Genomic DNA, 26,312 nt, shown 5'->3' with positions numbered 1-26,312 from the left:
TCACTCCATACCCACCCTTTCTCATGATCCTTGGGGGATCACCATGCGTACTCTTGCCCGCACTCTGACCGTCTCCGGTTCCCTCGCCGCGGCAGTCGCGCTCGGCGGCCTCGCGGCCACGCCGGCGCTGGCGGCCACCACGCTGTCCAGCGGCCACGTCGACGTCCTCGACGCCGAGTGGGACGGCGCCGACCTGCACCTGCACGTCCACGACGAGGAGACCGACACCGAGTACGAGCCGGCCGACGTGACCCTGTCGGTGCCCGCGGCCGCGAAGGTCGCCAACCCGGGCTACGGGTTCCTCGGTTCGGGCAGCCAGGTCTGGCTGCTGCCGGACACCGAGGCCGAGGCCGACGCGGCCGGGGTGCTCTTCCCGGGCATCTCCACCGAGCACCTCACCACGGGGGTCTTCGCCAACAACAACGTCACCTACCGGCTGGTCAGCGCGACCCGCAACGGCGCCGCCACCGAGGACTTCAGCATCTACGCGGGCAGCGGCAGCCGTTGGTTCGACAGCAACACCGCCACCACGAGCTTCAAGTCCAGAACCTTCGCCGTCGCCACCCACAACCACGCCAACTGGGCCTTCGAGGAGGCCGGCACCTACCAGCTCACGTTCCGGGTCCAGGGCACGGTCGGCGGCGTGACCGAGTCGGCCACCGAGACCTTCACCGTCGTCGTCAGCTCGTGATGCGGGCCCTGACGCGCGGCAGACGCGCCTACACGGCCGCGGCTCTCACCGCAGCGACCGCTGTGCTCCTGAGCGCGGCAGGGCTGGTCGCCGGCGGCAGCGGGAACGCCCGCGCCGCCGGCGGTGCCGTCGTCCTGGACGAGGGCGAGCTCGACTTCACGCCCCGACTGGCCGACGGAAAGCTGGAGTTGCAGATCGACGACCGGAGCAGTGGTACGACGGCCGTGCGCGAGCCGTCCCAGGTCGTGCTGCACGCCCCGGCGTCCTCCCTGCAGTACACCCCGGACCCGGTGGCCACGGCGCTCGGCACGAGCAACATGGACTCCTGGCAGCTGGGCGGCTGGGAGGCGGAGAACATCTTCGCGCCGGAGCCGGGCTGGAACGGCTCCGAGGCGGGGGGTGACACCGAGATCACGCTGTCCGGATACGACGGGCCCGGGGACTTCGGTATGGCCACGTACACCCGCGAAATGGACAACGCGGACGCTCCGGCGATCCCGTATCTCGGCAGTGTCGAGTCCGTTCAGCGCAGCTTCACGCTGCCCGGCGACGAGGAACGGCTGCTCCCCGTCTGGCAGTTCACCGCGGAGGGCGTCCACCGGCTCACCTTCACCGTGACGAGCGGCGGCTCCTCGGACACCGAGACTCTCGCCGTGGTCGTCGGCGACGACGTCGACCCGGCCGACGTCCTGCCCGGTGACGGCTCCACTCCGACGGCTTCCCCGACGGATTCGCCGACCGGCTCGGCGACCGCGAGCCCGTCGCCCACCGCCCCGGCGGCGCACGTCATCGCCGAGGGCCACGTCGACATGGCAGCCCGTCCGACAGGCGGCGACCTGGAGTTCCAGCTCAAGGAGGGCACCGAGCTCAACCACGAGTGGTACGAGCCGGGCGAGGTCGTCATGCACGTACGGCCCGCCGCCAAGCGGAAGATCCCGGACGGGTACGCGTTCCTCGGTACCCCGGGCGACGCGGTGTGGTGGCTGCCGCTGCAGCAGAACGCCGGCATCGTGTGGCCTGGCTGGAACACCACGGAGTACGCCAAGGCCGACCTCGACGGCCGCGTCGCCTTCCGGCTGGACTCCGTGCAGGGCCCCGGGAACATCGCGATGTTCCACAACGACGCGATGGGCGTCCCGGTCGTCTCGCTCAACAGCGGTGACGGTCTGCCCGACGCTCATACCCTCGGTGCGGGCACGCACAGCCACTTCGACTGGGTGTTCAGCGCCGAGGGCGTCTACCGCACCACCTTCACGGTCAGCGCGACGCTCGCGGACGGCACGAAGGTCAGTGACACGGAGACCATCGCCTGGGTGGTCGGGGACGACACGGATCCGTCGACCGTGACGCCGGGTGAGGGGGACGAGCCGACGGCGACGCCGACGGCCACCCCGTCGGGGTCGGCCTCCGTGACGCCGACCGCGACCGTGTCCCCTTCGCTGTCCGCGTCCGGCTCGGCGTCCGCCTCGGCCCCGGCAACGGACCCGGGCTCCGGCTCCTCCGGAGCCGGCGGGGGTTCGTCGACCGGCGGCGGCAGTGGCACCTCGGTGTCCGGCGGGCTTGCCTCCACCGGTGCGCAGGTCGGCACGATCGCGGGCATCGCCGTGGCCGCTGTGCTCATGGGTGGCGGCGCGGTGTTGTTCGTACGACGTCGCAGTACCGCCCAGTGAAAGCTCCGCGTACGACGGACCGGCGCCTGGCAGCCCTCCGGTCCGTCGTACGCGGCATTGTCGTGTTCGAGAGAAGGAGGAGCCCCATGCGGGGCCACCCCAGACGCACCACCACCACCGCCGCGCTGATCGCGGCGAGCGCGTTACTGTCCGGGTGCAGCGGGCTTCAAGCCGGCTCGTCCGATGCCGAGTTGACGGTGTCGACGACCACCGCGATCATCGCCGACCTCGTCGAGCAGGTCGGAGGTGACCGCGTCGACGCCACCTCGATCGTGCCGCACCACGGCGACCCGCACTCCTACGAGCCGAGTCCCGGCGACGCGGCCGAGGTGGCCGAGGCCGACATCGTGTTCAGCAACGGGTTGCTGCTCGAAGAGCCCGGAATCATGAAGATGGTTCACACCAACGCCCAGAAGTCCGCCCCGAAGATCGAGATCGCCGAGAAGCTGGAGGAGTACGGCGGCACGGTCATGAAGCTGAAGGAGGATCTCGGGCTCGACGTGCTGTGGCTCGGCTGGGCCGTCGAGGGCGAGGTCGCGGGAGACGGCTCCCAAGTACGTACGACCGCCACGAAGCTGGACGGGCCCGGCGAGCTGCGCGTGTATCTCACCGACACGCTCGGCAAGCCCAAGGTGTACATCGACTCCGCCGACGGCCTCGACGACGCCGACTCCTTCACCCTGCCGCCCGAGGCGCACACGCACGTCAACTGGGCGTTCAGCGAGCCCGGTACGTACCGGCTGACCGTCGAGGGACAGACCGAGACCCTCGACGGGAAGACCGCGGAGATCGGCACCGGCACCTTCACCTTCACCGTCGGCGACGACACCGAGGCACCCGAGGGCACGAGCGTGCTCGACGGCGGCCACGCCGACGTTGCCCTCAACGCCGAGACCGGCAAGGTGTACGTCCGCGCGGACGACGACAAGAGCGGCGAGCCGGCGCGCCTCGCGGCCGACGGCGTGGTGCTCAACGTGCCCGACCGGGCCAAGGCGGCGGTACCGAAGGAGGAGCCGTATTCCTTCCTCGGTGAAGCGGGCGACCCGCTGTGGGTGCTGCCCCAGGCCGTGATTGGCAAGCATGTCCACGGCGACATGGATCCGCACGCCTGGGCGGACGTCGCCAACGCCGGGGCGTACGTGCGGCGGATCGAGGCCGAGCTGATCAAGGCGGACCCGGAGGGGAAGGCGACGTACGAGAAGAACGCCGCCGCGTATCTGAAGACGCTCGGCGCCCTCGACGAGGAGGTCGCGAAGAAGCTCGCGACCGTGCCGGAGCAGAATCGCAAGCTGATCACCACACACGACGCCTTCGGCTACCTCGCCAAGGCGTACGGCATGGAGATCGCGGGCTTCGTCGTGCCCGTGCCGAACCAGGAGCCGAGCGCGGCCGAAGTCGAGGAACTCGGCAACACCATCCGGGGGAAGAAGGTCCCGTCGGTGTTCCTGGAGCCGAACCTCGCGGCGCGCGCGGACGTGCTGCGCCGGGTCGCGGAGGACGAGGGGGTCGGGATCTGCACGATCTACGGCGACTCGTTCGACGACAAGGTCGACGACTACGTATCGATGATGCGGCACAACGCGACGGAGCTCGCCAAGTGCCTGGGGGAGGACGCCCGATGAGGGGCATGCGAAGAGTTCAGCGGGTCGCCGTGGCGGTGGTCCTCGCGGCCACACCGGTGGGACTGGCGGGAGGCGGGGTCGCCGTAGCGGACGACACTTCGGCACGTACGGCAGAACCCGGCCTCGGCCGGATCGCCTACGCGGACGGGGCGTTGACGCTGGATCCCGCGGACGGCGCCCAGGTGATAGACGCCGACGTGGCAGACGCCTCGGCACCCGGGTGGGACACCACCGGCGTATCCGAGGGCGCGGTGGCTGGGGACACCGTGCGGTGGTCGCTGACCGGGCTCGACGGCCCGGGCGATCTGAAGGTGTACTCGGACGAGGACGAGGACGAGGACGAGGACGAGGCGGAAGGCGACACCGCCGAGGGCGCGCTGCTGTTCGACAGCGCGGACAACCTGCCGGACGAGCACACGCTCCCAGTGGGCCAAGAGGGCGAGACCCGCTGGGAGTTCAGCGAGGACGGCACGTACCGGGTCATCTTCTCCGCGGAGGCCACGGCGGCGGACGGGCGGCTGTTGTCCGTCGGGACCGTGTACACGGTGGTGGTCGGGGACACGACGGCGGACGGGGAGGACACGGCCACCGAGGAACCGGTCGCCGAGGAGACCCCCACCGAGGAAACCTCCGAGAAGGCGCAGACCCCGACAGCGGCAGAGAAGGCCGTGACGGAGGCGGCCGCAGCCGAACGGCGCACCGCCCTGGCCGCCACCACGGCTGCCACCGACGTCGTGTCCGAGAGGAAGGTCCTCGACGAGGGCCACGTCGACTTCGCCGCCCGCGTCGTCGACGACAAACTGCAGATCCACATCAAGGACGGCACGGTCTCGGGAAAGACCACCTGGCGCGAACCCTCCTCCGTGGTCCTGCACGTCAAGCCCGCGGCCAAGAACACCCTGCCGGACAGCGACGACTTCGCGTTCCTCGGCAAGGGCGGCGACCCGGTGTGGCTGCTCGACCAGGTGCAGCAGGAGGGACTGCTGTGGCCCGGCTGGTCGACGGACAACATCAAGGCCGGGGCGACCAAGGGAGGCGTGGAGTTCTCACTCACCAAGGTCGACGGTCCGGGGACCTACGCGCTCTACACGTACGACGCGATGTCGGGCGCGAACGTCCTGTTCAACAGCAAGGACGGGGTGCCGGACGCCTTCGACGTCGCGCAGAACACGCACGCGCACGGCGGGTGGGCGTTCACCAAGGAAGGAACGTACCGGCTGACCTTCAAGATGAGCGGCACGCTCGCGAACGGCACGAAGGTCTCCGACACCGAGACGGTGACGTTCGTGATCGGCGACACCGACCCCGGCACGGTGACGCCGGGCGACGGCTCCGGCAAGGGAACCTCCGGGACGCCCGGGACGTCTGGTTCCTCGCCCTCATCCTCGTCCTCGGACACGGCAGGCTCCGCGTCCGACTCCGGCTCCACGGGCGGCTCTTCGACGGACGACACCGACGGCACGATGGCCTCCACCGGAGCCGGTCAGGCCGTACTCCTGAGCTCGGCCGCCGCCGCACTCACCGCGGTGGGCGCCGCGTCCTACCTGGCCGCCCGGCGCAGGAGGACCGCACATGGCTGACAGCCTGACCGACGGCGCGGGACCGCTGCTGCGGGTCACGGGCGCGACCGTCCTCCTCGGCGGCAGGACGGCCCTGGAGAAGGCCGACCTGACCGTCGACGCAGGTGAACTGGTCGGCCTCATCGGCCCGAACGGCGCCGGCAAGACGACCCTCCTGCGCGCCGTCCTCGGGCTCGTTCCGCTGGCCGCGGGCGAGGTGGCCGTCGAAGGACACACTGGGCGGCGGGCCGGGCAGCGCATCGGGTACGTGCCCCAACGGCACGAGTTCGCCTGGGACTTCCCCATCGACATCGCGGGCGCGGTCCTCACCGGCCGCACCCGGCAGATGGGCTGGCTGCGCCGACCGGGCGCGGCGGACCGGGCGGCGGTGGACGAGGCGCTGGAGCTGACCGGGCTCACCGCACTGCGCCGGCGGCCCGTCGGTGAGCTGTCCGGCGGCCAGCGGCAGCGGGTCCTGGTGGCCCGCGCCCTGGCCGCCGGGCCGCGCATCCTGCTCCTGGACGAGCCGTTCACCGGAGTCGACGTCCCCACCCAGGAGTTGTTGAACGAGTTGTTCGGCCGGCTGGCCGCGGAAGGCAGGGCGCTGCTGATGACCACCCACGACCTGGCTGCCGCCGCCCGTACCTGCCACCGGGTGGCGCTGATCAACCGCACGGTCGTCGCCGAGGGCGGCCCCGAACTCCTCGCCGACCCCGACCAGATGCTGCGGGCGTTCGGACTGGACCGCGCGATCGGAGCCGTAGCGTGATCGAGTTGCTCACGGATCCCTGGCAACTGCCCTTCATGCAGCGGGCGTTCGCCGTCGCCGCGGTCATCGGCCTGGTGTGCGGAGTGGTGGGCGTGTACGTCGTGCTGCGCGGCATGGCCTTCATCGGCGACGCCGTCGCCCACTCGGCCTTCCCCGGCGTCGCGCTCGCCTACGCCTTCGAGGGCAACCTCCTGCTCGGCGGCGCCGCGGCCGGCATCACGACGGCCGTGCTGATCGCCTTCGTCTCCCAGAACCGGCGGCTCAAGGAGGACACCGTCATCGGCGTCTTCTTCGCCTTCGCCTTCGGGCTCGGCATCGTCCTGGTCTCCACGCGCGACAGCTGGACGACCGACCTGTCCTCGTTCCTCTTCGGCCAGGTCCTCGCGGTCAGCGCGGCGGACGTGTGGACCGTGGCCGCCATCGGGACCGTCCTGATCCTCGTCGTGCCGGCGATCGGCAAGGAACTGGTCGCCGTCAGCCTGGACCGGGAGGCGGCACGCGCCGCCGGCCTGCCGGTGTTCCGCCTCGACCTGGTTCTGTACGTACTCGTCACCACGACGATCGTGATGTCCCTGGAGGCGGTCGGCAACATCCTCGTCCTCGCCCTGCTCATCACCCCCGCCGCCACCGCGCGCATGCTGACCGAGCGGCTGTGGGCGATGACCCTGCTCGCCTCGCTCATCGGCTGCACCGGAAGCGTGGCCGGCCTGTACGTCTCGTACACCTACGACCTGGCCGCGGGCGGCTCCGTGGTCGTGGTCCTCACCGCCCTCTTCGCCCTCACCTGGTGTCTGGCACCCCGCCACGGCCTGCTCGCGAAACTCGTCCGACGCCCGGACCCCACTGCCGCCGTCCCCGTGCCCGCCGGACGATGACGGCCGACGAGCGGTCCCGCGCCCTTGGAGAGGTAACTGCTCACTACGGAGAAAGGCCACAGATGACCAAGACCGTCACGAGTGAGGCCGACCGCGCCGACCAAGGGCTCGGCTATGCCGTCAACGGCCCCTACTACGACGTGATTTTCCCCGAGGCGGTACGGGTATCGCTCACGGACGCCCTGAGGCGGCTGGTCTCCGGGGCCCGCGCGGTTGCGGAGATCGGCCCCGGCACAGGGGTCTTCACCGAGGCGCTCCTGGAGTTGCTCGGGCCGGACGGGGAGATCTTCGCGATCGAGCCGACGCGCATCATGCGCACCGCCCTGGTGACGCGGCTGTCCCGTATACCAACAGCCGCGGACACCGTGACCGTACTGCCCGAGGAGGCGCTGACAGCCGAGGTGGACCTACCGCTGGACGCCGTGGTGCTGTTCAACATGATCATGCACTTCTCGCCTGAGCAGCGCGCCCGGCTCTGGCACAAGTGGGCCGCCGCGCTCCGCCCCGGCGGCCTGCTGATCATGGAGTCGCAGCACCCCCAGACAGCGACTGCGGTCCCACCGTCGGTCATCCCTGGAGGCACGCTGGGACGGCACCGCTACGACACCCTCGCGCGGGCGGACGTCGCGGGAGAGGACCTGATCCGCTGGGTGATGACCTACCGGACCTGGCGTGGCGACGAACTGATCCGGGAAGAGACCGCGGGGTTCGACTGCCATGTCGTCTCCGACGAGACACTGGCCGCCGAGCTTTCGGCGGTGGGTCTCGAACGTCACCCGGCCGGGCCCGAAGGTATTCAGGCATGGCGGCGTCCGCAGGCGGCACAGGCTGTTGAAAACGAATTTCACCACGAATAACGTGGTGTCGGTCGCGGTGCAATCGGGATGCGGTGGAAGGCGGGAGCGGATGGAGATTGATCACGTCGTGCTGGCCGCCCGGAACAGGGTCGACGCCGAGCGGGTGCTCAGCCGGGCCGGTCTGGGTATCGCCCGCGGCCGGACCATTCCGGGTCTCGGACTGTCCAACCTCGTCGTACCGCTGCGGCATGGCCAGTTGCTGGAGATCCACTATCCGAACGGTGAGGCTCCCGCGCCCGGCGCCCCGCCGCTGCTGGAGTTCGACAAGGAAGCCCTCGCCGCGCACCCCTCAATACCTCTCGTCCCGATGGCATGGCTGGTGGCGGTCGAGGACGAGCAGCGGCTGCGCGACCTTGCCGCCACGAACGAGATGTCCGTGGTCGAGGCACCCGCGGAAGGGCCGGGCTATCCGCCCTACACGCTTGCCGGCTTCGGCCAGAACTTCGACCGGCGCTTCCTGCCGTGCCTCATCCACTGGCCGCAGGGCCACGCCGTCCTCAGCGCCGCGCACCGCCGACAACCGGTGGGCATCACCGGCATCGAGGTGGCCGGCCCGGCCGACGTCATCGAGGGCTGGTGCGGAGGAAAGCCCAAGGGTCTGCACACCGTGCCCGGCATCGCGGGTCCCCTGTGGGTGGAGGTCGGCTTCGAGGACGGGGCGCCCCTCATGTTGGGCCTTGCCGAGTAGGTCGGAGTTCGCGGCGGCGGACGGGCGGAACGGGCGAGGAACGGGGCAATGTGCCGCCGACCCTGCTCACAGATCCAGCCCGACTTCGCCACGCTGCGCCGGCCTGGCCTCGATGTGGGCGTCTGGCCGTGCTATAAGAATGGAAACCATTTTCAATAGGTCGAGGAAGGGTGCGGATATGAGTGACGCGGCACGCGGCCGTAGGGGCCGTCCGTTCACCCTCGTCGTCTGCGCGTCGTGTCACGCAGAGACCAACGGGCTGATGGACGGGCTGCGTCGCGCCGTCCGGGGCTGCCCCCACGGGGTCATGGTCTCCACCGGTTGCCTGGAGAAGGTTCTGCACTGCCGGTCGGACCGCGGACTGCACGCCGCCGTGCAGCCATGCACGGCGGATCGCAAGCCGGCCGGGGCCGTCGTACGGCTCGGACCGCTCGTCACCGGGGCCGACGCCGAAGCGGTAGGTGCCTGGCTACGGGCCGGGATGCCCGACGACGGTACGTTGCCCGACAGGCTCCGCGCGGCGCCCGCCCCGCAGCAAGTCGCCCACCTCAACTGAGGGGCGACGGCGTGCAGAAGAGCCTGCTGAGTGTGGTCGCCGGCAGCACTCCCGAGATGCGGGGCGTCGGAGTCGACAAGAGATGCCCGGCGCCGGACTACTCCTGTGCGTGCCGGATGGCGTCCAGCACGATGTGGGCGACGTGTTCGTCTGTGAGGCAGTACTGGATCTCGCGAGCCTGCCGCCGGGTCGTCACGATCCGGGAGTTGCGCAGCACCCGAAGGTGCTGGGAGGCCAGCGGCTGACTCACCCCAAGCGCGGCGACCAGTTCATGGACGTACTTTCCCCCCTGGGACAACTCGCGCACGATGCCGAGACGCACGGGGGACGCCAGCGCCTTCAGGAGGTCACTGGCGGCCTGCAGGTCGCGTAGCGGCTCGCCCGTCAAGGCCGTCGAAGAGGGTGGAGTGTTTGCCACATGCGCATATTAGCATGTGACAACGATTTTCGCTTGACGTTTCGTTTACCGAGGCGAACCCGGCTCAGTGATCGTCCCAGTGTCCGTCGTGGGCGGTGTGGCGGTGGCCGTCGTGCACGTAGTCGACGTGGTCCTCGTGCGGTACGGCGACGTGACCACAGCCTTCGCCGTGCTGATGCGTGTGGCCCTCATGGGCGGCGTGGCCGGTGCTCGCGCACTCGTCGACGTGGTCCTCGTGGGCGCGGTGAATGTGGCCGTCGTGCGCGTAGTCGGTGTGGTCGCCGTGCGGGATGGCGACGTGCCCGCAGCCCTCGCCGTGGGTGTGGGTGTGGCTGGCGTGCGTGCGGTGTTCGGTGGCGGTGGTCATCTCGTGCTCCTGGTCGCGCTCTTGGGGCGCCTGTGGCTCGTGCTCCGCAGGCCGTACATGGTGACATTAACATATGGCGATCCATGCATGTGAGGGGCTGCCATGGAACTCCGCCTTCGGGGTCGCAGTGTGACTGGACCACCGGAGTGGGCGGATTCAGCCGGGCGGTTCCGGGCCCGCCGATGATGAGGTGGGAGCCACGCCACGGGGTACAAGCAAGTCAGGACCCCGAGGTGAGGATGGACGTGATGAACCGGATGCCCCGCTGGGTCGCCCAGGCGGTCGCGGTGCTGGCCGCCACCGCGGTGTTGCTGTTGGCGGCGACCTGGCTCGTGGAGAACTTCTGACCCGGCCGCCCCGCTCGCGCGCCCGGCTCAGCGACGGGCATCTGCGGCGCCTGGTGGTGGAGGCGCTCAGCCACGCCGATCACCGGGTGAGCGGGAAGGCTCCGCACGACTGGCGTGTCGTAGTCGTACGAGGGCCCTTGCACTCCGAGACGACTCGGCACGCAAGGGCCCTGGCAGTGGGCAGCCGGACTACTGCTGGGCGCCGCCCCGGCGGCGTACGACGAACACCACGGCCGCGACCGCGACAAGGACTGCCGCGACGATGCCGGTCCAGGCGCCCGCCGACAGCCCGCCGTTGTCGTCCGTCTCGGTGTCGGCCGCCTGCGGGGAGGGTGAGACGGCCGTCTCCTCGGCGGTCGGTGACGCCGCGGGGCTCTCCGACTCGCCGGCGGAGGGACTGACCGGCTTCGCGCCCGGTGCGGCGGCCTTCAGTTCGAGGACCGGAGCTTCGTTGCCGTGGCCGCCGCCGCTGGACTCGCCCAGTTCGATCCAGCGGTCGATCTTGCCATCGCTGTAGGTCTGCAACGTCTTGAACGCGAGTTCCTTCGCGTCGGGCAGCTGCCGGACGACGACCGAGTACTCGGCGTCCTCGCCGACCTTCACCGCCGGGCCCTTGACGGTGTAGCCGCCGTCGTTCGTGGTGAACCTCCAGCCCTCGGGGCCCTCTCCGTACGTCACGTCGGCGGGTGCCACGCCCTCGGGGAGGACTACCCGAAGCTCGGTGATCCCGGCGGTGGCGGACTCCGACTCGGCCACGAAGGTGAGCTCGGCATTCACGGCGAGTGCCTGGGCCTTGTCGGACTCCACCTCCACGTGGGCGGCGACCGGAACGGCGGTGAGCAGAACGGCGGTTGCCGCGGCGGCAGCGGCGACGGTCAGGTGCCGCGCGGTCCGCGGCAAGGTGATGCGGGACATGGGTGTCTCCAGGCATGGGGATATGGCGGGGCGGCCGTACGGCGTGGGCCGAACCGGTGCCCTGGCGGGGTCAGTTGACGAGAACTGCCCTCGTCGGCGGCGGACCCCGCCGAACCACCGCATGCGCGAGCCCCGGTCCCATCGGCGGTGGCTGGTCGCTCTTCGCCGGTACGAGAATCGGCAGACGGATTCCCCTGGGTGCCGGTGACCGCCCCGCGACCTGTGTCCAGGCGGCGGTGAGGTGCGCCCGTACCCCATCGAGCGTTGCCGTCGCACCCCGGGCCAGCGTCCAGCAGGCCGCGTCCGCGCGGTGCAGCAGGACTGCCACGAGCACGGCGACCAGTGCGTGCGCCGTCGTCATGGCCACGGAGTCGTGCAGGCGCTCGTGCCAGGCTGCGTGGGCGTCGTGGGAGCGCCCACCGTGACGATGTGCTGCAGTGGCCGACATGTGCCGGGCGTGCTCGGTGAGCATCAGCCATAGGTGCAGCCCGGACTGGGCCACGACGCTCCAGGCGACGACCGTAGGCAGGGCGCGTGGGCGGCGTGTGCCGACGAGCCCGAGACCGAAGAGCACGGCGGCCGCGGCCGCGCCCTGTGCCCACGGCACGGGCCCCTCGGCGAGCAGGTGGTGGGCGCTCGCCCCCAGCACCGTGCCGACGATGGCGAACACCGCGGCCCGGAGAACGGGCAGCGGCGCGCGGGGAGTCGTGGCTGGTCGGTGCATGGCTCGCTCATCATGGAACATCACTTGGGTGATTGGCAGGCCGGTCCCGGAAAGACCGATGCCTCATGGGTCGCACCCGGTTCGCCCATGCATCGCCGCGTGGCCTTCATCGGCCTGTTCACGGCAAGGCTCGCTCCCCTATACGGCATCGAGTTCGAACTCGCTCACGGTCCGCCATTTTGCGAGCCGCGGCGGCGCGGGACAGGAACGGCCTGGCCCCGTTTCGACTCGTTGTCCAAGCGGAGGCACAGAAAAGCGCCTGGCGGGCATCTGCCCTGGCCAGGCGCCCTTTCTGGGTCTAGAAGAAGCCCAACTTCTTCGGCGAGTACGACACCAGCAAGTTCTTCGTCTGTTGGTGGTACACGCGCCGCGTCCGCGCTGACCTGCGAAAACGGGACCGCGGTCAGAGGCGGGCCGTGACTTGGTCCGGGAATGGCCCGGACCTTGGTCCCCGACACGTGGCCCGAACCGCCCGGGCGTCCAGCAGTGACAACGGGCGACGCGCTCTGGCGGCTGCTCGGCGGGCGGTGCAGTGTGGGCACGCGTGCCGCTGACCTGTGTGAACAGCGCCCCGGCGAATCGGGCCGCTTCGCCGGCCCGTGGATGGTCCGGGTCAGGCTCCTTACCCATGGACTACTGGCGGTCTGCCTGCGGGGGCAAAGGTCCGGCGGTGAACGGAGAGCATGGCCTCGACGCTCCGTCAGTGGCCGATCGTCGCTGGGAGGACCCGGTCCGGTTCCCGCGTCCTCCATTTTCACGCATGTCGTGGTATCTCGCGAGGTGACTCGGTATCTCTCCGTGCGCGTGCGGGAAATGGCAATCTCGGTACGCTGGATGAAGGACACGTCGATGTCTCGGTGTAGAAGGAGCCCGCACAACGGCGAACCGTGTATACCGGCGACCGTGTATACCGGAAATCGTGTTCACAGGCGACCAGGGCCGAGTCCCGGCCTGGCGCACGGAGAGTTCCCCTTATCTAGCCCGGCCCCCACGGGCTTCTCCGCCGCCCGGTGCCGTTCGCCCAGCTCAGCCGGTCCGAAAAGTGGCCCCTCAGGAGGTTAGTTGGGATGAACGCGCGACTGCGAAGCCAGGCTGCGATGGCCGCCGTCAGTTCATGCATCGTCGTGCTGACCGCGTTCTACTACGTATTTCCGGAAAAACGGCTGCTCTTCGTCGCCATTGGAGCGACCGGCGTCATCGGTATCGTCCTGGGTGTCTTTCTCAACCACCCGGCGCATCGACTCCCCTGGCTGTTGCTCGCCGCGGGGAACTTCGCCTTCGCCGCAGGCCAAGCCACCCAGATCATCCTCATCCAGTTGCTCAACGAGGAGATGCCATTCCCGTCGATCGCCGACGGCTTCTATCTCGCGGCATATCCGCTCTATGCGGCCGGGCTGCTGGGCTTCGTGCACTGGCGCACAAGTTGGCGCGACCGGGCGAGCCTTGTCGACGCGCTGACGCTGACAGTCGGCCTGGCGCTGCTGTCGTGGCTCTTCCTCATCGATCCGTACGCCCGAGCCGCGGGTCTGAGCTGGTGGCAGAAGGCGTTCGCCATCGCCTATCCGCTCGGCGACATCCTCGTCCTGGCGATGCTGCTGCGGCTGATCGTCGGCCGTGGCGGCAAGAGCCGCTCGCTCCTGCTGCTCACCGCGGGCACCGTCGGCCTGCTCACCGCCGACGTGCTGTACGGCCTGATCCAGCTGAACGGAACGTGGCACACCGGTAGCGCGGTCGAACTCGGCTGGGCCGTTCTGTACGGGGCCTGGGCGGCCGCCGCGCTCCATCCATCCATGCGCTTGCTGACGCAGCCGGTGCCCATGCGAGCCGGAGCCGAGACCGGCACGGGCCGGCTGAGCCTGCTCACCCTGGCATCGCTGATCGCGCCGGCCATCCTCCTGACGGAGGCGGTGCGAGGCGTGAGGTCCAACGTCGGCGTCATCGGGGTCTTCTCCGCGGTTCTCTTCCTCCTCGTGCTCTACCGCCTGTCGGGGGTGGTGGCGACCCACCGGCGGGCGGTCAGCCGGGAGAAGGTGCTGCGCAACGCGGTGTCGTCGCTGGGCGGAGCCGGCGAGCTGCGGGATGTGGCCGCCGCCGTCCACTCCGCGGTGACGGAGCTGATGTCGCACGGCCCGCCACGTTCCGCGCTGCTCACTCTGCCGGACAGCACGCTCTGGGTGAACGGGGCGCATGGCGCCCTGCGCGGGCCCCTGGCCACGCGGGCGAACGCACCCGTACGGGAACTGATCGAGTCCGGCGAGAGCCGCCTGGTGACCCTCGACGGGGTGGGGCCCGATCTTGCCGCCCGCCTCACGGGCTCGGACGAGGAGCCGGCCCGCACCGGCCACGCGCTGGTCTGCCCGCTCGCCGCGCAGGACCACCCCTCGGGCGATCCATTGATCGGGGTGCTGATCGTGGCCGGGGACGAGCAGGACCTGCTCGTGCTCCGCGACACGCTGGCGACTCTCGCCGCGCAGGCAGAACTTGCCGCGGCGCGGGTCACCCTCGCCCATGAGGTGAACCGGCGCAACAGCGAGATGTATTTCCGCACGCTGGTGCAGAACGCCTCCGACGTCATCCTGATCCTCGACGACGACGACCGGGTCCGTTATGCCAGCCCCTCCGCCGATCAGGTGCTCGGCCTACCGGACCTGGAGGACACCCTCCTCGTCGATCTGGTGCCACCGCAGGACAGCCGCGCGGTGGTCGAGACGCTCGGCCGGATACGGAGGGGCGAGTACCAGAGCAAGCGCGAGCACTGGCGTATGGTGCGCGCCGACCGGTCGTCCATCGAGGTCGAGGTGAGGTGGAGCGACCTGCGGGAGGAGGCGACCGTCGGTGGAGTTGTCCTCACCTTGCGGGACGTGACCGAACAGCGCAAACTCGAACGCGAACTCACCCACCAGGCGTTCCATGACTCGCTCACCAACCTGGCCAACCGCGTGCTCTTCCAGGACCGGGTCAACCACGCCCTGGCGCAGGCTCAGCGGGACGGCACGGTGGTCGGCGTGCTCTTCATCGACGTGGACGACTTCAAGGTCGTCAACGACATACACGGCCACGGTGTGGGCGACGAACTCCTGGTCGCGCTGTCACTCCGGCTGCAGACCACCGTCCGTGCCTCCGACACCGCCGCGCGCATCGGCGGCGACGAGTTCGCACTGCTGGTGGAGGGCTCCGTCACCACAGAGGGCGTGGAGCGGTTCACCGAACACGTGATGACCGTGTTCGCCGAGCCGTTCCGGCTCAGTGTGGGGCCGATGAGCACGTATGCCAGCATCGGCGTCGCGACTACGGAGGACAGCATCGACTCGGTCGAACTGCTGGCACACGCCGATCTCGCGCTGTACTCGGCGAAAATGGCGGGCAAGCGCCAGTGGTGCCGCTACCACCCGGAACTGCAGAGCGGCATGGCCGAGCGTGCCAATTTGCAGGAGGCTCTGGACAGTTCGACGATCGAGACTTCGTTCATGGTGCTTTACCAGCCCATCGTGGAGCTGGCCAGCGGTAAGATCACCGGCTTCGAGGCGCTCGTTCGCTGGCCGCATTCCACGCGCGGCATGGTGATGCCGGAGCAGTTCATCACACTGGCCGAGGAGAGCGGGCAGATCGTCCCGCTCGGCGCCTGGGTGCTCGACCAGGCCGCGGCCGAGGCGGTCCGGTGGCAGTCCTCCGTGCCGCGCGGCGGGACGGCCGACCGCAACGTGCCTTACATCAGCGTGAACGTGTCGCCGCGCCAGTTCCGGGACGATGAGTTCTACAACGTGGTCCTGCGTGCCCTGGATCTCTCCGGCATCGAACCGTCGTCTCTCGTACTGGAACTGACCGAGAGTGTGCTGATGTACAACGACGAACGTATCCTGGCTGAGATGAATTCGCTCACGGACCTCGGTATCCGTATCGCGATCGACGATTTCGGAACGGGCTACTCGTCGCTGAGCTATCTGCGTGAGTTTCCGATCTCGGTACTCAAGATCGACAAGTCGTTCGTCGACGATCTCGGGCGCTCGCCGGAACAGTACGCCCTTGTCGAGGGCATCACGCATCTCGCGGACACCCTCGGCCTCACGGTTATCGCCGAAGGGGTGGAGAACGTGAGGCAGCAGGAGTTGCTGATCTCCATGGGCTGCCGGTTGGCTCAGGGGTACCTCTTCGCCGAACCGGTCAGTGCCGAGGAGGCGGAGCAACTCGTCCTCGCGCCGCCGCTCGGACGCCTGGCCGAATTGCCTGTGAGGCCCGTGGAAGGGGAGCGGTGATGGCGGCGGCGCTTTCCCGCTAGGGGCGCAGATCGTGCTCCGCGGGACGCCGCGCGAAGGCAGGAGGCCCGAGTGACGGAACGTGAGCAATTGCCGGCAGAGTCGGCCGCACCGTGCGTCGTGCTGCGCAACGACGAGGATCAGTACGCGATCTGGCCCGCCCACCGCCGGATTCCGGCCGGGTGGCGTCGGATCGGCGGACCGGAGTCCGCCGCGTGGTGCGGGAGTCTGGTCGACCGCCTGTGGACCGACATGCGGCCCGCGAGCGCCCGCGCCGGGGGGCGCCCCCCGGAATCCTGGCCGGGCACCGTGTCCGAGCTGGTCCGGGAGCGGGCGCGGCGTGAGCCGTCCGCTCTCGCGGTGCTCTCGGACGACGGTCGGCTCAGCTACGCCGAGCTGAGCGGCCGCGCCGACCGGCTTGCCGACCAGTTGCGGGAGTCGGGCGTCGGCGCGGAGTCCGTCGTCACCGTGTGCCTCGACCGCGTGCCCGAGCTGGTCGTCGCCCTGCTGGCGGTACTGGGCTCCGGAGGCGCGTTCCTGCCCCTCGACCCGGCGACTCCCCGGCAACGGATGGTCGCACTCGTCGGGGAGACCGGTTCCCGCCTCATCGTCACGAGCCGCGAACACGCCCCGATGTTCGCCGGGTGCGGGGCACGGATCGTCTACGCCGGGGCCGCCGGGGCCGCCGGGGAACCGGCCACGCAGGCGCCGCTGGAGGCACCGCGGCCGGCACGCGGCCCCCGGCCGGACGACCTCGCCTACGTGATCTACACCTCCGGATCCACCGGACCCCCCAAAGGGGTGATGATCAGCCACCGGTCGCTGGCCCACTCCCTCACCGCGGTGGCCCGGGCATACGAACTGACGCCCGGCGACCGGGTGCTGCACGCCGCGGCGCTCGGCTTCGACACCTCACTGGAGCAGATCTTCGCCACGCTGATCAGCGGCGCGACGCTCATCCTCGCGGGAACACCGACGTGGGCGCCCACCGACCTGCTGCACCGCCTGCCCGAGCACGGGATCACCGTCGCCGACCTGCCCCCCGCCTACTGGCACCGGATCGTCTCCGTCGCGGAGCGCGGTGAGATCCTCGCGTCGCTGAGGCTCGTCATCGTCGGCGGCGAGATCGTCACCGCGAAGGACTGCCGCGCCGTTCTGCGCCGGATCCCCGGCGCACGGCTCGTCAACGCCTACGGGCTCACCGAGACCACCATCACCTCCACGCTCTGCGACCTGAACCAGGAAGTGCTCGCCGCGCCGGACACCGCCGTCGCCCCGGTCGGCAGGCCCGTGGAGGGGAGTCACGTCCACGTGCTCGACGCCGAACTACGCCCGGTGCCACCGGGCGAGCGCGGCGAGATCTACATCGGCGGTCAGGGTCCGGCGCGTGGTGTCTGGCGGCAACCCGCCCTGACCGCACGGCAGTTCCTGCCCGATCCGTACGGCTCCGCGCCGGGGGACCGGATATATCGCACCGGGGATCTGGGCCGGTGGCGCTCGGACGGCAACCTGGAAGTCCTGGGCCGGGTCGACGACCAGGTGAAGATCCGCGGGTTCCGGGTCGACCCGGCCGAGATCGAGGCCGCGCTCGTCTCCCGCCCGGAGATCGGCCAGGCGATGGTGGTGGCTCGGGCGCGCGACAACGGCGACCGGGACCTGATCGCGTACTACACGCCGGCCTCGCCGCCGGCGGCCGGTGGCGAGGCCGCGCTGCGCGCACGGCTGCGGTCGGCACTGGCCGAGGTCCTGCCGGGTTACATGATCCCGGCAGCCTTCCACGCGATGGAACGGCTGCCCGTCGCGCCCAGCGGAAAGCTCGACCGCAGGGCCGTGCCGGAATCGGGGACCACGACGACGGCCGGCGTCGACGACCGTCCGGTGCCGCAGGGGCTGGCCCAGCTGTGGTGTCAGATCCTGGGTGTGGACCACGTCCGTCCGCACGACGACTTCTTCGAGCTGGGCGGCAACTCGCTGCTGGCCATGGAGATGCTCGCCCGGACCCGCGTCATATTCGGCATCGGCGTCACCCAGATCCGCGAACTGACCCGTTCACTGCTGCGGCAGCCGATGCTCGCCGCGTTCGCCGAGTCCGTGCGCCAGGCACGTGCCGGCACACTGACCCACCCGGACGGCGGGAGCGTCGACTTCGCCTCGGAGACCGATCGGCGCGTTCCGGCGGTGGGCCGTGACGCGCCGGCCCCGGATCACCGGCACCCCGGCGACGTCCTTCTCACCGGGGCGACGGGATTCTGCGGCGCGTACATGATCGACGAGCTGCTGCGCAGCACGACGGGCCGCGTCCTTTGCCTGGTCAGGGCATCGGACGAGCAGCACGGCATGGAGATGATCCGCGCGAGCCACCAGCGGTACGTCCTCAGCGATCTGTCCAGCCCGCGCGTCCAGCCGGTCGTCGGCGACCTGGGCAAGCCCCGACTGGGGCTGTCTCCCGGCCGGTTCGAGGAGCTGGCATCGACCATCGACGCCGTCTACCACTTCGGCGCCCAGGTCAACTTCATCTACCCGTACCACGAGTTGCGCGCAATCAACGTCGACGGAACATACGAGATCATCCGCCTTGCCGCCGGCAGGGCCGTCCCCGTCCACTTCACCTCCAGCATGGCGGTGCTCGCCGGATTCGGGCCGGCCGGTGTGCGCGAGGTGGCCGAGACCACGCCGCTGGACTTCCCGGAATATCTGTCGGTGGGATACGTGGAGACCAAATGGGTCGCCGAGGCGCTGCTGAAGAAGGCATCCGACGCGGGCTTGCCGGTCGCCGTCTACCGCCTGATGGATATCACGGGCAGCAGCGGAACCGGCGTGATGAACACCGGCAGCGAGATGGCCGCCCTCATCAGGTTCATCGCGCGGACCGGTCTGTGCCCTGACGTCCGGCTGCCGTTGGACTTCCTGCCGGCCGACTGCCTCGTCCGCGCAATCGGACACATCTCCACCCGCCATCCCGCGCGCGGCGAGGTCTACCACCTCACCAACCCCCGTCCCTCGCTGCTGGATTCGCTGGCCGAGCGCATGCGCCAGCTGGGATACCCGGTCCGGGAGATCCCGTACGCCGAGTGGATCTCCGCTCTGGTGAAGTACGCGGCCGGGCACCCCACCGACGCGATAACACCGTTCGTCCCGCTCTTCGTCGACCTGTGCCACCACGCCGACATCACCGTGAGCGAGATGTACTTCCAGGGCGTTTTCCCGGAGTTCACCCGCACCAACGCGGAACGGGTACTGGTGGACGCCGGGATCGACATTCCGCCCGTGGACACGGAGATGATGGACCGCTACATCGACTTCCTCGAACAGCCGGAGCACGCCCGGCCGGTGAACGGCCGAGGGCAGGGAGCGGCACGGTGGTGAGCCGATGCCCCGGCTGGGAGGCACTGGACGTGCTGGAAGCGGCGCCCGACGGTCCGGTGGCCTTCTCCGCCGACCTCAGTCCTGGCGGCCTCCTGGCGGCGTACCACGCCGGGGTCTATCCGTTCCCGGCATCCGGCGAGTACACCCGCGCCCTCAACGAAGTGGTTTTCGCCGATCAGGTCGAGGAGGGCCGCATCCGGCTCGTGGGAGAGTTACTGGCCGATCCCTTTGCCGTCTCCTGGTGGTCACCCGACCCCAGGCCGGTGCTGCCCGTCTCGGCTGCCCACCTGAGCCGGAGCCTCGCCCGGCGGCTGCGCAACCGGCTGCCGTGGTCGACCAGCCTGGACCGCGGGTTCGAGTGGGTCGTCCGCGAATGCCGCGGCGACCGTGTCCCGCTGTGGCTCACCGAAGAGCTGATCGCGAGCTTGATCCGCCTTCACGAACTGGGTCACGCTCACAGCGTCGAGGTGTGGGAGGACGGCGATCTGATCGGCGGCGTCTTCGGCCTCAGGATCGGACCGGTTTTCAGCATGGACTCGATGTTCTTCCGGCGTCCCGGCGCCTCGAAGGTCGCGGTGAGCGACCTCGCGGCGCGTTTCGCCCAGGCCGACGGCGAGCTGCTCGACGCGCAGCGGGACAGCCCGCACGTCCGCGACCTGGGCTGCATTCTCCTCCCGCGAGAGCAGTACGTGCGATACCTCCGCCGCACCGCGCGTGACACCCTCCCGATGCCCACCGCCACCTTGCCCGCCCGCCGCCTCGCCCAGCCGGCGGCATCGCGCTGACCGTGTTCGTCGCGCTGCCCGGCGCCCCGGGCCTGCTCATCTGCCGTCCTCTGCCTGAGCCTGTCTGTCACGTCTGTGATGGGTGGGGCGGTGTCCAGCGGGATCGGTGGGTCATATGTGGTGGAAGTGCACTATTGGTTCTAATTTGTGACTGACGGTCTGACTTCGTGGAGAGGACGGTGATGTTCCCACCGCGCGTACTCGTGATCGAGGACGACCAGGATGTGAGCGCCCTGTTGGAGCGGCACTTCCGCGAGCGGGGATGTCCCGTGGCCGTCGCCTATTCGGGGGAAGAGGGGCTCGACCTCGCCTTCGCCGACCCTCCGGACATCGCGGTCGTCGACGTGATGCTGCCCGGTATCGACGGACGGGAGGTCGTCCGCAGGCTGCGGACGGACGAGCGGACGAGGACATGCCGTCTGGTCATCTCCTCGGTGCTCGACCCGCGAGATCTGGACGGTCTCGCGGACGAGGTACTGGCCAAACCGTTCCGGCAGTCGGCCGTGGCACGGCTCGTGGACTCCTACCGAAGCTCCCTGGCCCAGGAGTCCCAGGAGTCCCAGGAGGAGTAATGGCTCATGTCCTGATAGCCGACGACGACGCGGACATCCGGGATCTGGTGGCGTTCAAGCTGACCCAGAGCGGTCACCAGGTCACGGCCGTGGAGGACGGAATGGCGGCGCTCCGGGCCGCGCGTGAGAACACGGTGGACCTGGCACTGCTCGACATACGGATGCCGGGCATGTCGGGTCTGGATGTATGCCGGGAGCTGCGCGCGGCGGCCCGGACCGCGACGCTCCCCGTCATCATGATCACCGCCCGGTCCCAGGAAGCGGACGTCGAGGTTGGCTTCGCGGCGGGAGCCGACGACTACATCATCAAGCCGTTCAGCCCGCGGGAGCTGTCCAGCAGGGTCACCGCGGTGCTCAACCGGGTGGAACGGTGATGCCCGCCGGCCTCCTCGGCGGCGCGTTGCTGGGCCTGCTGGCCGTCGTCTCGGTGCTGGGCCTGCTGATCGTCGGCAACCGGCTCGTCCGCAGGCACCGACAGCGCAGACGCGAGCGGATCGCGGCACCGGTGCGCGGTCTCCTGCTGCAGCTCCTGTGCGCGGAGGACGACGAGCAGACCGAGTTGCCGCGCCGGCTGGCGGAGACGGACAGACGGACCTGGGCCGCCCTGGAGCCGACCCTGACGGCGCTGCTGGGAAAGGTCGCAGGTGGAGCCCGTACGGCGCTGGTCCGCCTGTACGAGCTGCGCGGGGCCGCGGTGGACGCCGTCGCCGACCTGTCGAGCCGCAGTGCGGTCCGGCGGGGGCGCGCCGCCCAGGTGCTCGGTCAACTGCGCCACCGTCCCGCCGCCCCGTCGCTGTGCCGTCTGCTGGCCGATCGCGACCCCGAGGTCCGCCTGGCCGCCGCACGCGCGCTGGGCCGGTGCGGGGGACCGGAGTCCGTTCCGTACCTCCTCGAGGCCCTCCACGGACCGCGGACGGTGCCGCCCGGCGCGGTCACCAGTGCGCTGGTCTCCCTGGGACCGGAGGCACAGCGCAGTGTCGCCGCGGGACTGGAACATCCGGAGCCTCTCGCCAGAGCCGTGACCATCGAGGTCCTCGGCGCGACCGGCGTGGTCTCCCACACGTCCGAGATCGTCCGCGCACTGCGCGAGGATCCCCAGACCGAGGTACGCATCAAAGCGGCACGCGCGCTGGGCAGACTGGGTATGCCCGACGGCGTGGAACCGCTGCTGGAGGCAGTCCGGCCCGGTCGGTCGGTCGCCCTGCGCATGGTGGGCGCCGGGGCCCTCGGCGCTCTGGGAGCCGTCGCCGCGACAGGCCCGCTGGCGGAGCTGCTCGGCGATCCCGACCCACATGTGGCAGCCACCGCGGCTCGCGCGCTGCTGCAGCTCGGCCCGGAAGGGCAGGCCGCGCTGCGCGCGGCGGCCGACGACCAATCCCGCCGCCAGGCCGCCGCCCAGGCCAGAGCCGTGCTCGCCGAATCGGCGGTCGGGGCCGCACGCCACGACGTCCGCGCGGAGGTGGCTCTGTGAGCACGGCGGCCGACGAACCGTGGGCGTCGCTGCTGGGCGTGGCGCACACGGTGGTCACCGTGTGCGACAGCGTGGTGATCATGTACTTCGTGGCCATCAACACCAGTTATCTGGTGCTGATCCTCATCGCTCTCGGGGAGTTCGTCAGAACGCTGCGCCGGGCTCCCTTCGCGGGCCACGACGAGGCCGCCACCAGCCCCCTCACTCCACCCGTTTCGGTGATCATGCCCGCGTACAACGAAGCGGCCGGCATCGTCGAAGCGGTACGGGCCATGCTGCTGCTGCGCTATCCGGAGTTCGAGGTCGTCGTCGTCGACGACGGCTCCACCGACGGCACGCTGGACGCCCTGCGGGACGCCTTCGACCTCGCCGAGGTGGAGTACGTGATGCCCGACGACGTCCCCGTACGCGGCAGGGTCACCTCCGTTCATCTGCCCAGGGGCGGCCCGGTGCGCCTGGTGGTGGCCCGCAAGGACAACGGCGGAAAGGCCGATACGCTCAACGTCGGGATCAACCTGGCGCGCTATCCGCTGCTGTGCATGGTGGACGCCGACTCGATCCTCGATTCCCAGGCGCTGCTCGCGGTGGCCAAACCGTTCTGCGACGATCCGCAGCGGGTGGTCGCCTCCGGCGGCGTGGTCGGCCTCGCCAACGGCTGCACTGTCGTGGCGGGGCGGGTGGCCGAGGCGCGTGTACCGCCGGACCTGCTCGGACGCGTTCAGGTCGTCGAGTACCTTCGCGCCTTCCTGCTCGGCCGCACCGGATGGTCCAAGCTCGGCAGCCTGCTGGTCATCGCCGGGGCCTTCGGTCTCTTCCGCAAGGACGCGGTCGTGGCGGTCGGCGGGATGGACCCGGACTGTATCGGCGAGGACGCCGAACTGGTCATCCGCCTCCACCGGCACATGCGCGAGCAGGGTCGTGACTACCGCATCGTCTTCGTCGCCGAGCCGATCTCCTGGAGCGAGGCACCCTCGAAGCTGCCGATCCTGGCCCGCCAGCGGCGGCGGTGGCACCGCGGCCTGACGGAGATCCTGCTCAAGCACCGCAGCATGATCGGTAACCCCCGCTACGGCCGCATCGGACTGCTGGCACTGCCCTTCTACGTCGTCTTCGAACTCCTGGCGCCGTTGGTGGAGCTCGCGGGACTGGTTCTCGTACCCCTGGGCGTACTGATCGGCGCGGTGAACGTGGACTTCCTCTGGCGCTTCATGCTTGCCGCCTACGCCTACGCCATCGTCGTCAGCATGGTGTCGGTCGGTGTGGAGGAGTACGCCTTCCACCGGTTCACCCGGTGGCGGGACGTCTGGGGCGCCGTCGTCGGGGTGGTCGTCGAGAACATCGGATACCGCCAGTTGACAGCGTGGTGGCGGCTGCGCGGCATGTGGGACGCGTTGCGCGGGGCTCCCCAGGTTTGGGGTGCCATGACCCGTGCCGGATTCGACTCTCCCGGTCAGGAGAGGGAGAGCGGAGGTGATCGTGCATGAGCCGTGCTTCCAGACGGGGCAGCGGCCGGGTGGCGCACCGGCTCGGCCTCGCATTCGGACTGCTGACCCTGCTGATCGCCCTGTGCGGAGCCGGCACGCTGATCGGCGCGCTGGTGCTGGACAGCCAGCGCGACCGGATCAGCGACCGCCTCCACCCCGCCGAGATCGACAATCTGCGCCTGCTCAACGCGGGCATCAGCGTGCAGCGTTCGATGCGGGGCTATTTGGTCACGGGTGACCGGAGAGAGCTCGTCGCCTTCCGTGAGGCCCGGGGCAGCATCTCGTCGATCATCGACGGCGTCCGTGGGCACGAGGTCGCGGACGAAGGCGATCTCGCGACGCAGCAGCGGCAGATCGAGGCGTACCTGCGCGTAGCCGACGACCAGGCGCGCACCACTCCGGGAAGCGCGCAGGCCCTCGCGCTCACCCGGGAGGCCAGCCGGCGGTTCGACGCGTTCGAGGTGACCAACGCCCGTCTGAACGACCAGCTGAACGAAGAAGAGCAGCGTCTGGAGGCGCACGCCGACATGGTGATCCGGGCGGGCGTCGCTGGGCTCGGCGCGGCGCTGGTCGCGGCCCTCGCCGTGGCCGTGTACACGTCGGTGCACGCCACGCGCGCCCTGACCGGGCCGCTGCGGAGAACCGCGTGGACGCTCGGCCGGCTCACCGCGGGAGACCGTGCGGCCCGGGCCGAGGTGACGGGGCCGGAGGAGATCAGGGCGGTGGCGCGGTCGGTCAACCTGCTTGCGGACGAGAGCGACCGGCTGCGGGCGGTCGAGCAGGAACGGGAGCGACTGTCGACGGCCGCGAGGGAGACCGGCATCCGGATCAGGGACCGCCTCGAGGTCGACTATGTCCTCGACGCGGCGTGCGACGGCATCGGCGAGGTCCTGCACGCCGACTACGTCTTCATCCTGCTCGCCGAGAACGGCGGCTCCGAGTTTCCCGTGGTCCGGGTGTGGTCCGCGGAGCGGGGCCTGCTGCCCGACGAGGAGCGCGGACGCATACCGACGCTCCCGGCGGACGTGGTCCGCGACCACTACCGGCGGGGAACGGCCTGGCTGGTCACCGACCTGCCCCAGTACGTGTCCGACCCCAGACGGATGCCTGGTGCCCCCGGCTCCTTCGGGACGACCGGTATGCCGGCGGAGAACCGCGCTGCCGCGGCGGCGCTGGGCCTGTACTCGGCGGTGATCATCCCCATAGGGGTGGGGGAGGAACCGATCGGTGCCGTGTCCGTGGCCCGCACCAGCGCCGACCGCCCCTGGCGTCCGGTGGACATCGAGATCGCCGAGTCCATGGCCGGCGGTTTCGGCCGGGCGCTGCACACCGCCCTTCTCTACGAGAAGGAGTCGGGCCTGGTGGACAAGTTGCGCGCCCTGGACAAGGCCAAGAGCGACTTCCTGTCCACCGTCTCCCACGAGCTGCGCACCCCGCTGACCAGCATCGTGGGATACATCGAGCTGCTGAAGGACGAGGACACCGGTCCGCTCTCCCCGTCCCAGCTGCGCATGCTGGACGTCGTCGACCGCAACGCCAACCGGCTGCGGGCACTGATCGAGGACCTGCTCACGCTCTCCAGGATCGAGTCGGGAGCGTTCACCTCCCAGAAGGCACCGATCGACCTGCGACGCCTGGTGGCCTCAGCGGCCGAGGCGATCAAACCGGCCGCCCAGGCCGCCTCGGTCGCACTGGAGACGCGGTGCCCCGAGCAGCCGCTGGTCCTGGAGGCGGACGGCGAACAACTCGACCGGGTCCTGATGAACCTGCTGTCCAACGCGGTGAAGTTCACCCGCGGCGGTGGGAAAGTCAGGGTACGAGCCGACGTGCAGGACGGGGAGGCGGTGCTGAGCGTGAGCGACACCGGCATCGGCATCCCCGCGGCCGAGCAGGAGAAGCTCTTCCAGCGGTTCTTCCGCGCCTCGAACGCCACCGAGCAGGCCATCCCGGGTACCGGTTTGGGGCTGACCATCGTGCACACGATCGTGGCGAACCACGGCGGCCGGACGGAGGTGCGCTCCGAAGAGGGCCGGGGTACCACGATCACCGCCTGGCTGCCGCTCACCGGTACGGACGGTGGGGCGGGCTCCGCCTGAACGGCGTCGGCACGCCGGCCCCGCCCTGACCGGACCTCAGGGTCCAGCCGTGCAGGGGCAGACCAGTCCTTGCGCGTCGAACTGAAGGGCCGTCAGAAGCTACGGGAAGTCATGGGCATGAAGGTGCCTGGGAACCGGGCTACCCGGGCCGTAGCCCGACCGCAACCCCGGCTCGGCGTCCGCTTCCTCGATTTGCGATCTTCAATGGTTCATTCTTTGCTGGAAAT

General features: G+C 70.0%; 21 protein-coding genes and 1 pseudogene. 18 read left to right on the top strand and 4 right to left on the bottom strand.

All coding sequences use genetic code 11. The features are described from left to right. Window positions 1-43 precede the first annotated feature (43 nt). The 9 genes from AC5P09_RS12975 to AC5P09_RS12935 all read left to right on the top strand — a co-directional run bounded on the left by AC5P09_RS12975 (window position 44) and on the right by AC5P09_RS12935 (window position 9,287). The gene (locus AC5P09_RS12975; protein WP_493874007.1) at window positions 44-691 is read left to right on the top strand and encodes a choice-of-anchor M domain-containing protein; all 648 of its coding nucleotides are present in this window, start codon (window positions 44-46) and stop codon (window positions 689-691) included. Then, on the top strand, window positions 691-2,361 hold the full coding sequence (locus tag AC5P09_RS12970; RefSeq protein ID WP_493874006.1) for a choice-of-anchor M domain-containing protein: 1,671 nt from the start codon (window positions 691-693) through the stop codon (window positions 2,359-2,361). Before AC5P09_RS12975 ends, AC5P09_RS12970 begins: the two co-directional genes overlap by 1 nt. Window positions 2,362-2,447: 86 nt before the next feature. After that, on the top strand, window positions 2,448-3,983 hold the full coding sequence (locus AC5P09_RS12965) for an anchored repeat ABC transporter, substrate-binding protein (RefSeq protein WP_493874005.1): 1,536 nt from the start codon (window positions 2,448-2,450) through the stop codon (window positions 3,981-3,983). A 5-nt stretch (window positions 3,984-3,988) separates the two neighbouring features. Continuing rightward, the gene (locus AC5P09_RS12960) at window positions 3,989-5,563 is read left to right on the top strand and encodes a TIGR03773 family transporter-associated surface protein (RefSeq protein ID WP_493874004.1); all 1,575 of its coding nucleotides are present in this window, start codon (window positions 3,989-3,991) and stop codon (window positions 5,561-5,563) included. Next, complete coding sequence (locus AC5P09_RS12955; protein WP_493874003.1) at window positions 5,556-6,311, top strand: anchored repeat-type ABC transporter ATP-binding subunit; 756 nt, start codon at window positions 5,556-5,558, stop codon at window positions 6,309-6,311. The genes AC5P09_RS12960 and AC5P09_RS12955 overlap by 8 nt, the downstream gene beginning before the upstream one ends. Next, entirely contained in the window at window positions 6,308-7,186 is an 879-nt protein-coding gene (locus AC5P09_RS12950; RefSeq protein ID WP_493874002.1) for an anchored repeat-type ABC transporter permease subunit, read from the top strand. The genes AC5P09_RS12955 and AC5P09_RS12950 overlap by 4 nt, the downstream gene beginning before the upstream one ends. A gap of 62 nt (window positions 7,187-7,248) precedes the next feature. Continuing rightward, window positions 7,249-8,043, top strand: a complete 795-nt coding sequence (locus tag AC5P09_RS12945) for a methyltransferase (RefSeq protein WP_493874001.1) — start codon at window positions 7,249-7,251, stop codon at window positions 8,041-8,043. Between the two features lie 49 nt (window positions 8,044-8,092). Next, a complete protein-coding gene (locus AC5P09_RS12940) occupies window positions 8,093-8,731 on the top strand; it encodes a VOC family protein (RefSeq protein WP_493874000.1) in 639 nt (212 codons plus the stop codon). A gap of 178 nt (window positions 8,732-8,909) precedes the next feature. Next, the gene (locus AC5P09_RS12935) at window positions 8,910-9,287 is read left to right on the top strand and encodes a hypothetical protein (RefSeq protein ID WP_493873999.1); all 378 of its coding nucleotides are present in this window, start codon (window positions 8,910-8,912) and stop codon (window positions 9,285-9,287) included. Window positions 9,288-9,384: 97 nt separating this feature from the next. Here AC5P09_RS12935 and AC5P09_RS12930 read toward each other — a convergent pair whose 3' ends face one another. After that, window positions 9,385-9,705 (bottom strand): ArsR/SmtB family transcription factor, encoded by a 321-nt coding sequence (locus tag AC5P09_RS12930; protein WP_493873998.1) that lies wholly within the window; start codon window positions 9,703-9,705, stop codon window positions 9,385-9,387. 64 nt (window positions 9,706-9,769) lie between these two features. Then, window positions 9,770-10,072, bottom strand: a complete 303-nt coding sequence (locus AC5P09_RS12925) for a hypothetical protein (RefSeq protein ID WP_493873997.1) — start codon at window positions 10,070-10,072, stop codon at window positions 9,770-9,772. Between the two features lie 373 nt (window positions 10,073-10,445). Here AC5P09_RS12925 and AC5P09_RS12920 point away from each other — a divergent pair. Continuing rightward, window positions 10,446-10,529: pseudogene (locus AC5P09_RS12920) on the top strand (transcriptional regulator); the annotation flags it as partial. A 79-nt stretch (window positions 10,530-10,608) separates the two neighbouring features. On the opposite strand, the gene AC5P09_RS12915 reads toward AC5P09_RS12920, so the two are convergent. Both AC5P09_RS12915 and AC5P09_RS12910 read right to left on the bottom strand, forming a co-directional pair. Further along, complete coding sequence (locus AC5P09_RS12915) at window positions 10,609-11,334, bottom strand: DUF1775 domain-containing protein (protein WP_493873996.1); 726 nt, start codon at window positions 11,332-11,334, stop codon at window positions 10,609-10,611. 70 nt (window positions 11,335-11,404) lie between these two features. Next, window positions 11,405-12,058 carry a hypothetical protein gene (locus AC5P09_RS12910; RefSeq protein ID WP_493873995.1) on the bottom strand — a complete coding sequence of 218 codons (654 nt, stop codon included), beginning with the start codon at window positions 12,056-12,058 and terminating at the stop codon, window positions 11,405-11,407. A gap of 1,010 nt (window positions 12,059-13,068) precedes the next feature. Here AC5P09_RS12910 and AC5P09_RS12905 point away from each other — a divergent pair. The 8 genes from AC5P09_RS12905 to AC5P09_RS12870 all read left to right on the top strand — a co-directional run bounded on the left by AC5P09_RS12905 (window position 13,069) and on the right by AC5P09_RS12870 (window position 26,085). Next, window positions 13,069-16,311, top strand: a complete 3,243-nt coding sequence (locus AC5P09_RS12905; protein WP_493873994.1) for a putative bifunctional diguanylate cyclase/phosphodiesterase — start codon at window positions 13,069-13,071, stop codon at window positions 16,309-16,311. Window positions 16,312-16,383: 72 nt separating this feature from the next. After that, a complete protein-coding gene (locus AC5P09_RS12900) occupies window positions 16,384-19,677 on the top strand; it encodes an amino acid adenylation domain-containing protein (RefSeq protein ID WP_493873993.1) in 3,294 nt (1,097 codons plus the stop codon). After that, window positions 19,674-20,462 carry a leucyl/phenylalanyl-tRNA--protein transferase gene (locus tag AC5P09_RS12895; RefSeq protein WP_493873992.1) on the top strand — a complete coding sequence of 263 codons (789 nt, stop codon included), beginning with the start codon at window positions 19,674-19,676 and terminating at the stop codon, window positions 20,460-20,462. Before AC5P09_RS12900 ends, AC5P09_RS12895 begins: the two co-directional genes overlap by 4 nt. Window positions 20,463-20,644: 182 nt before the next feature. Continuing rightward, window positions 20,645-21,034 (top strand): response regulator, encoded by a 390-nt coding sequence (locus AC5P09_RS12890; RefSeq protein ID WP_493873991.1) that lies wholly within the window; start codon window positions 20,645-20,647, stop codon window positions 21,032-21,034. After that, a complete protein-coding gene (locus tag AC5P09_RS12885; RefSeq protein WP_142165764.1) occupies window positions 21,034-21,408 on the top strand; it encodes a response regulator transcription factor in 375 nt (124 codons plus the stop codon). Before AC5P09_RS12890 ends, AC5P09_RS12885 begins: the two co-directional genes overlap by 1 nt. Then, complete coding sequence (locus tag AC5P09_RS12880; RefSeq protein WP_493873990.1) at window positions 21,408-22,505, top strand: HEAT repeat domain-containing protein; 1,098 nt, start codon at window positions 21,408-21,410, stop codon at window positions 22,503-22,505. Before AC5P09_RS12885 ends, AC5P09_RS12880 begins: the two co-directional genes overlap by 1 nt. Continuing rightward, window positions 22,502-23,989 (top strand): glycosyltransferase family 2 protein, encoded by a 1,488-nt coding sequence (locus AC5P09_RS12875; RefSeq protein ID WP_493873989.1) that lies wholly within the window; start codon window positions 22,502-22,504, stop codon window positions 23,987-23,989. Before AC5P09_RS12880 ends, AC5P09_RS12875 begins: the two co-directional genes overlap by 4 nt. Beyond that, entirely contained in the window at window positions 23,986-26,085 is a 2,100-nt protein-coding gene (locus AC5P09_RS12870) for a sensor histidine kinase (RefSeq protein WP_493873988.1), read from the top strand. The genes AC5P09_RS12875 and AC5P09_RS12870 overlap by 4 nt, the downstream gene beginning before the upstream one ends. The last annotated feature ends 227 nt before the right edge of the window (window positions 26,086-26,312 follow it).

The sequence above is a fragment of the Streptomyces sp. a15 genome, assembly GCF_059026085.1.
Note: the sequence above shows the minus strand (reverse complement) of the source record. Positions and strands in the feature narration are given on the sequence as shown.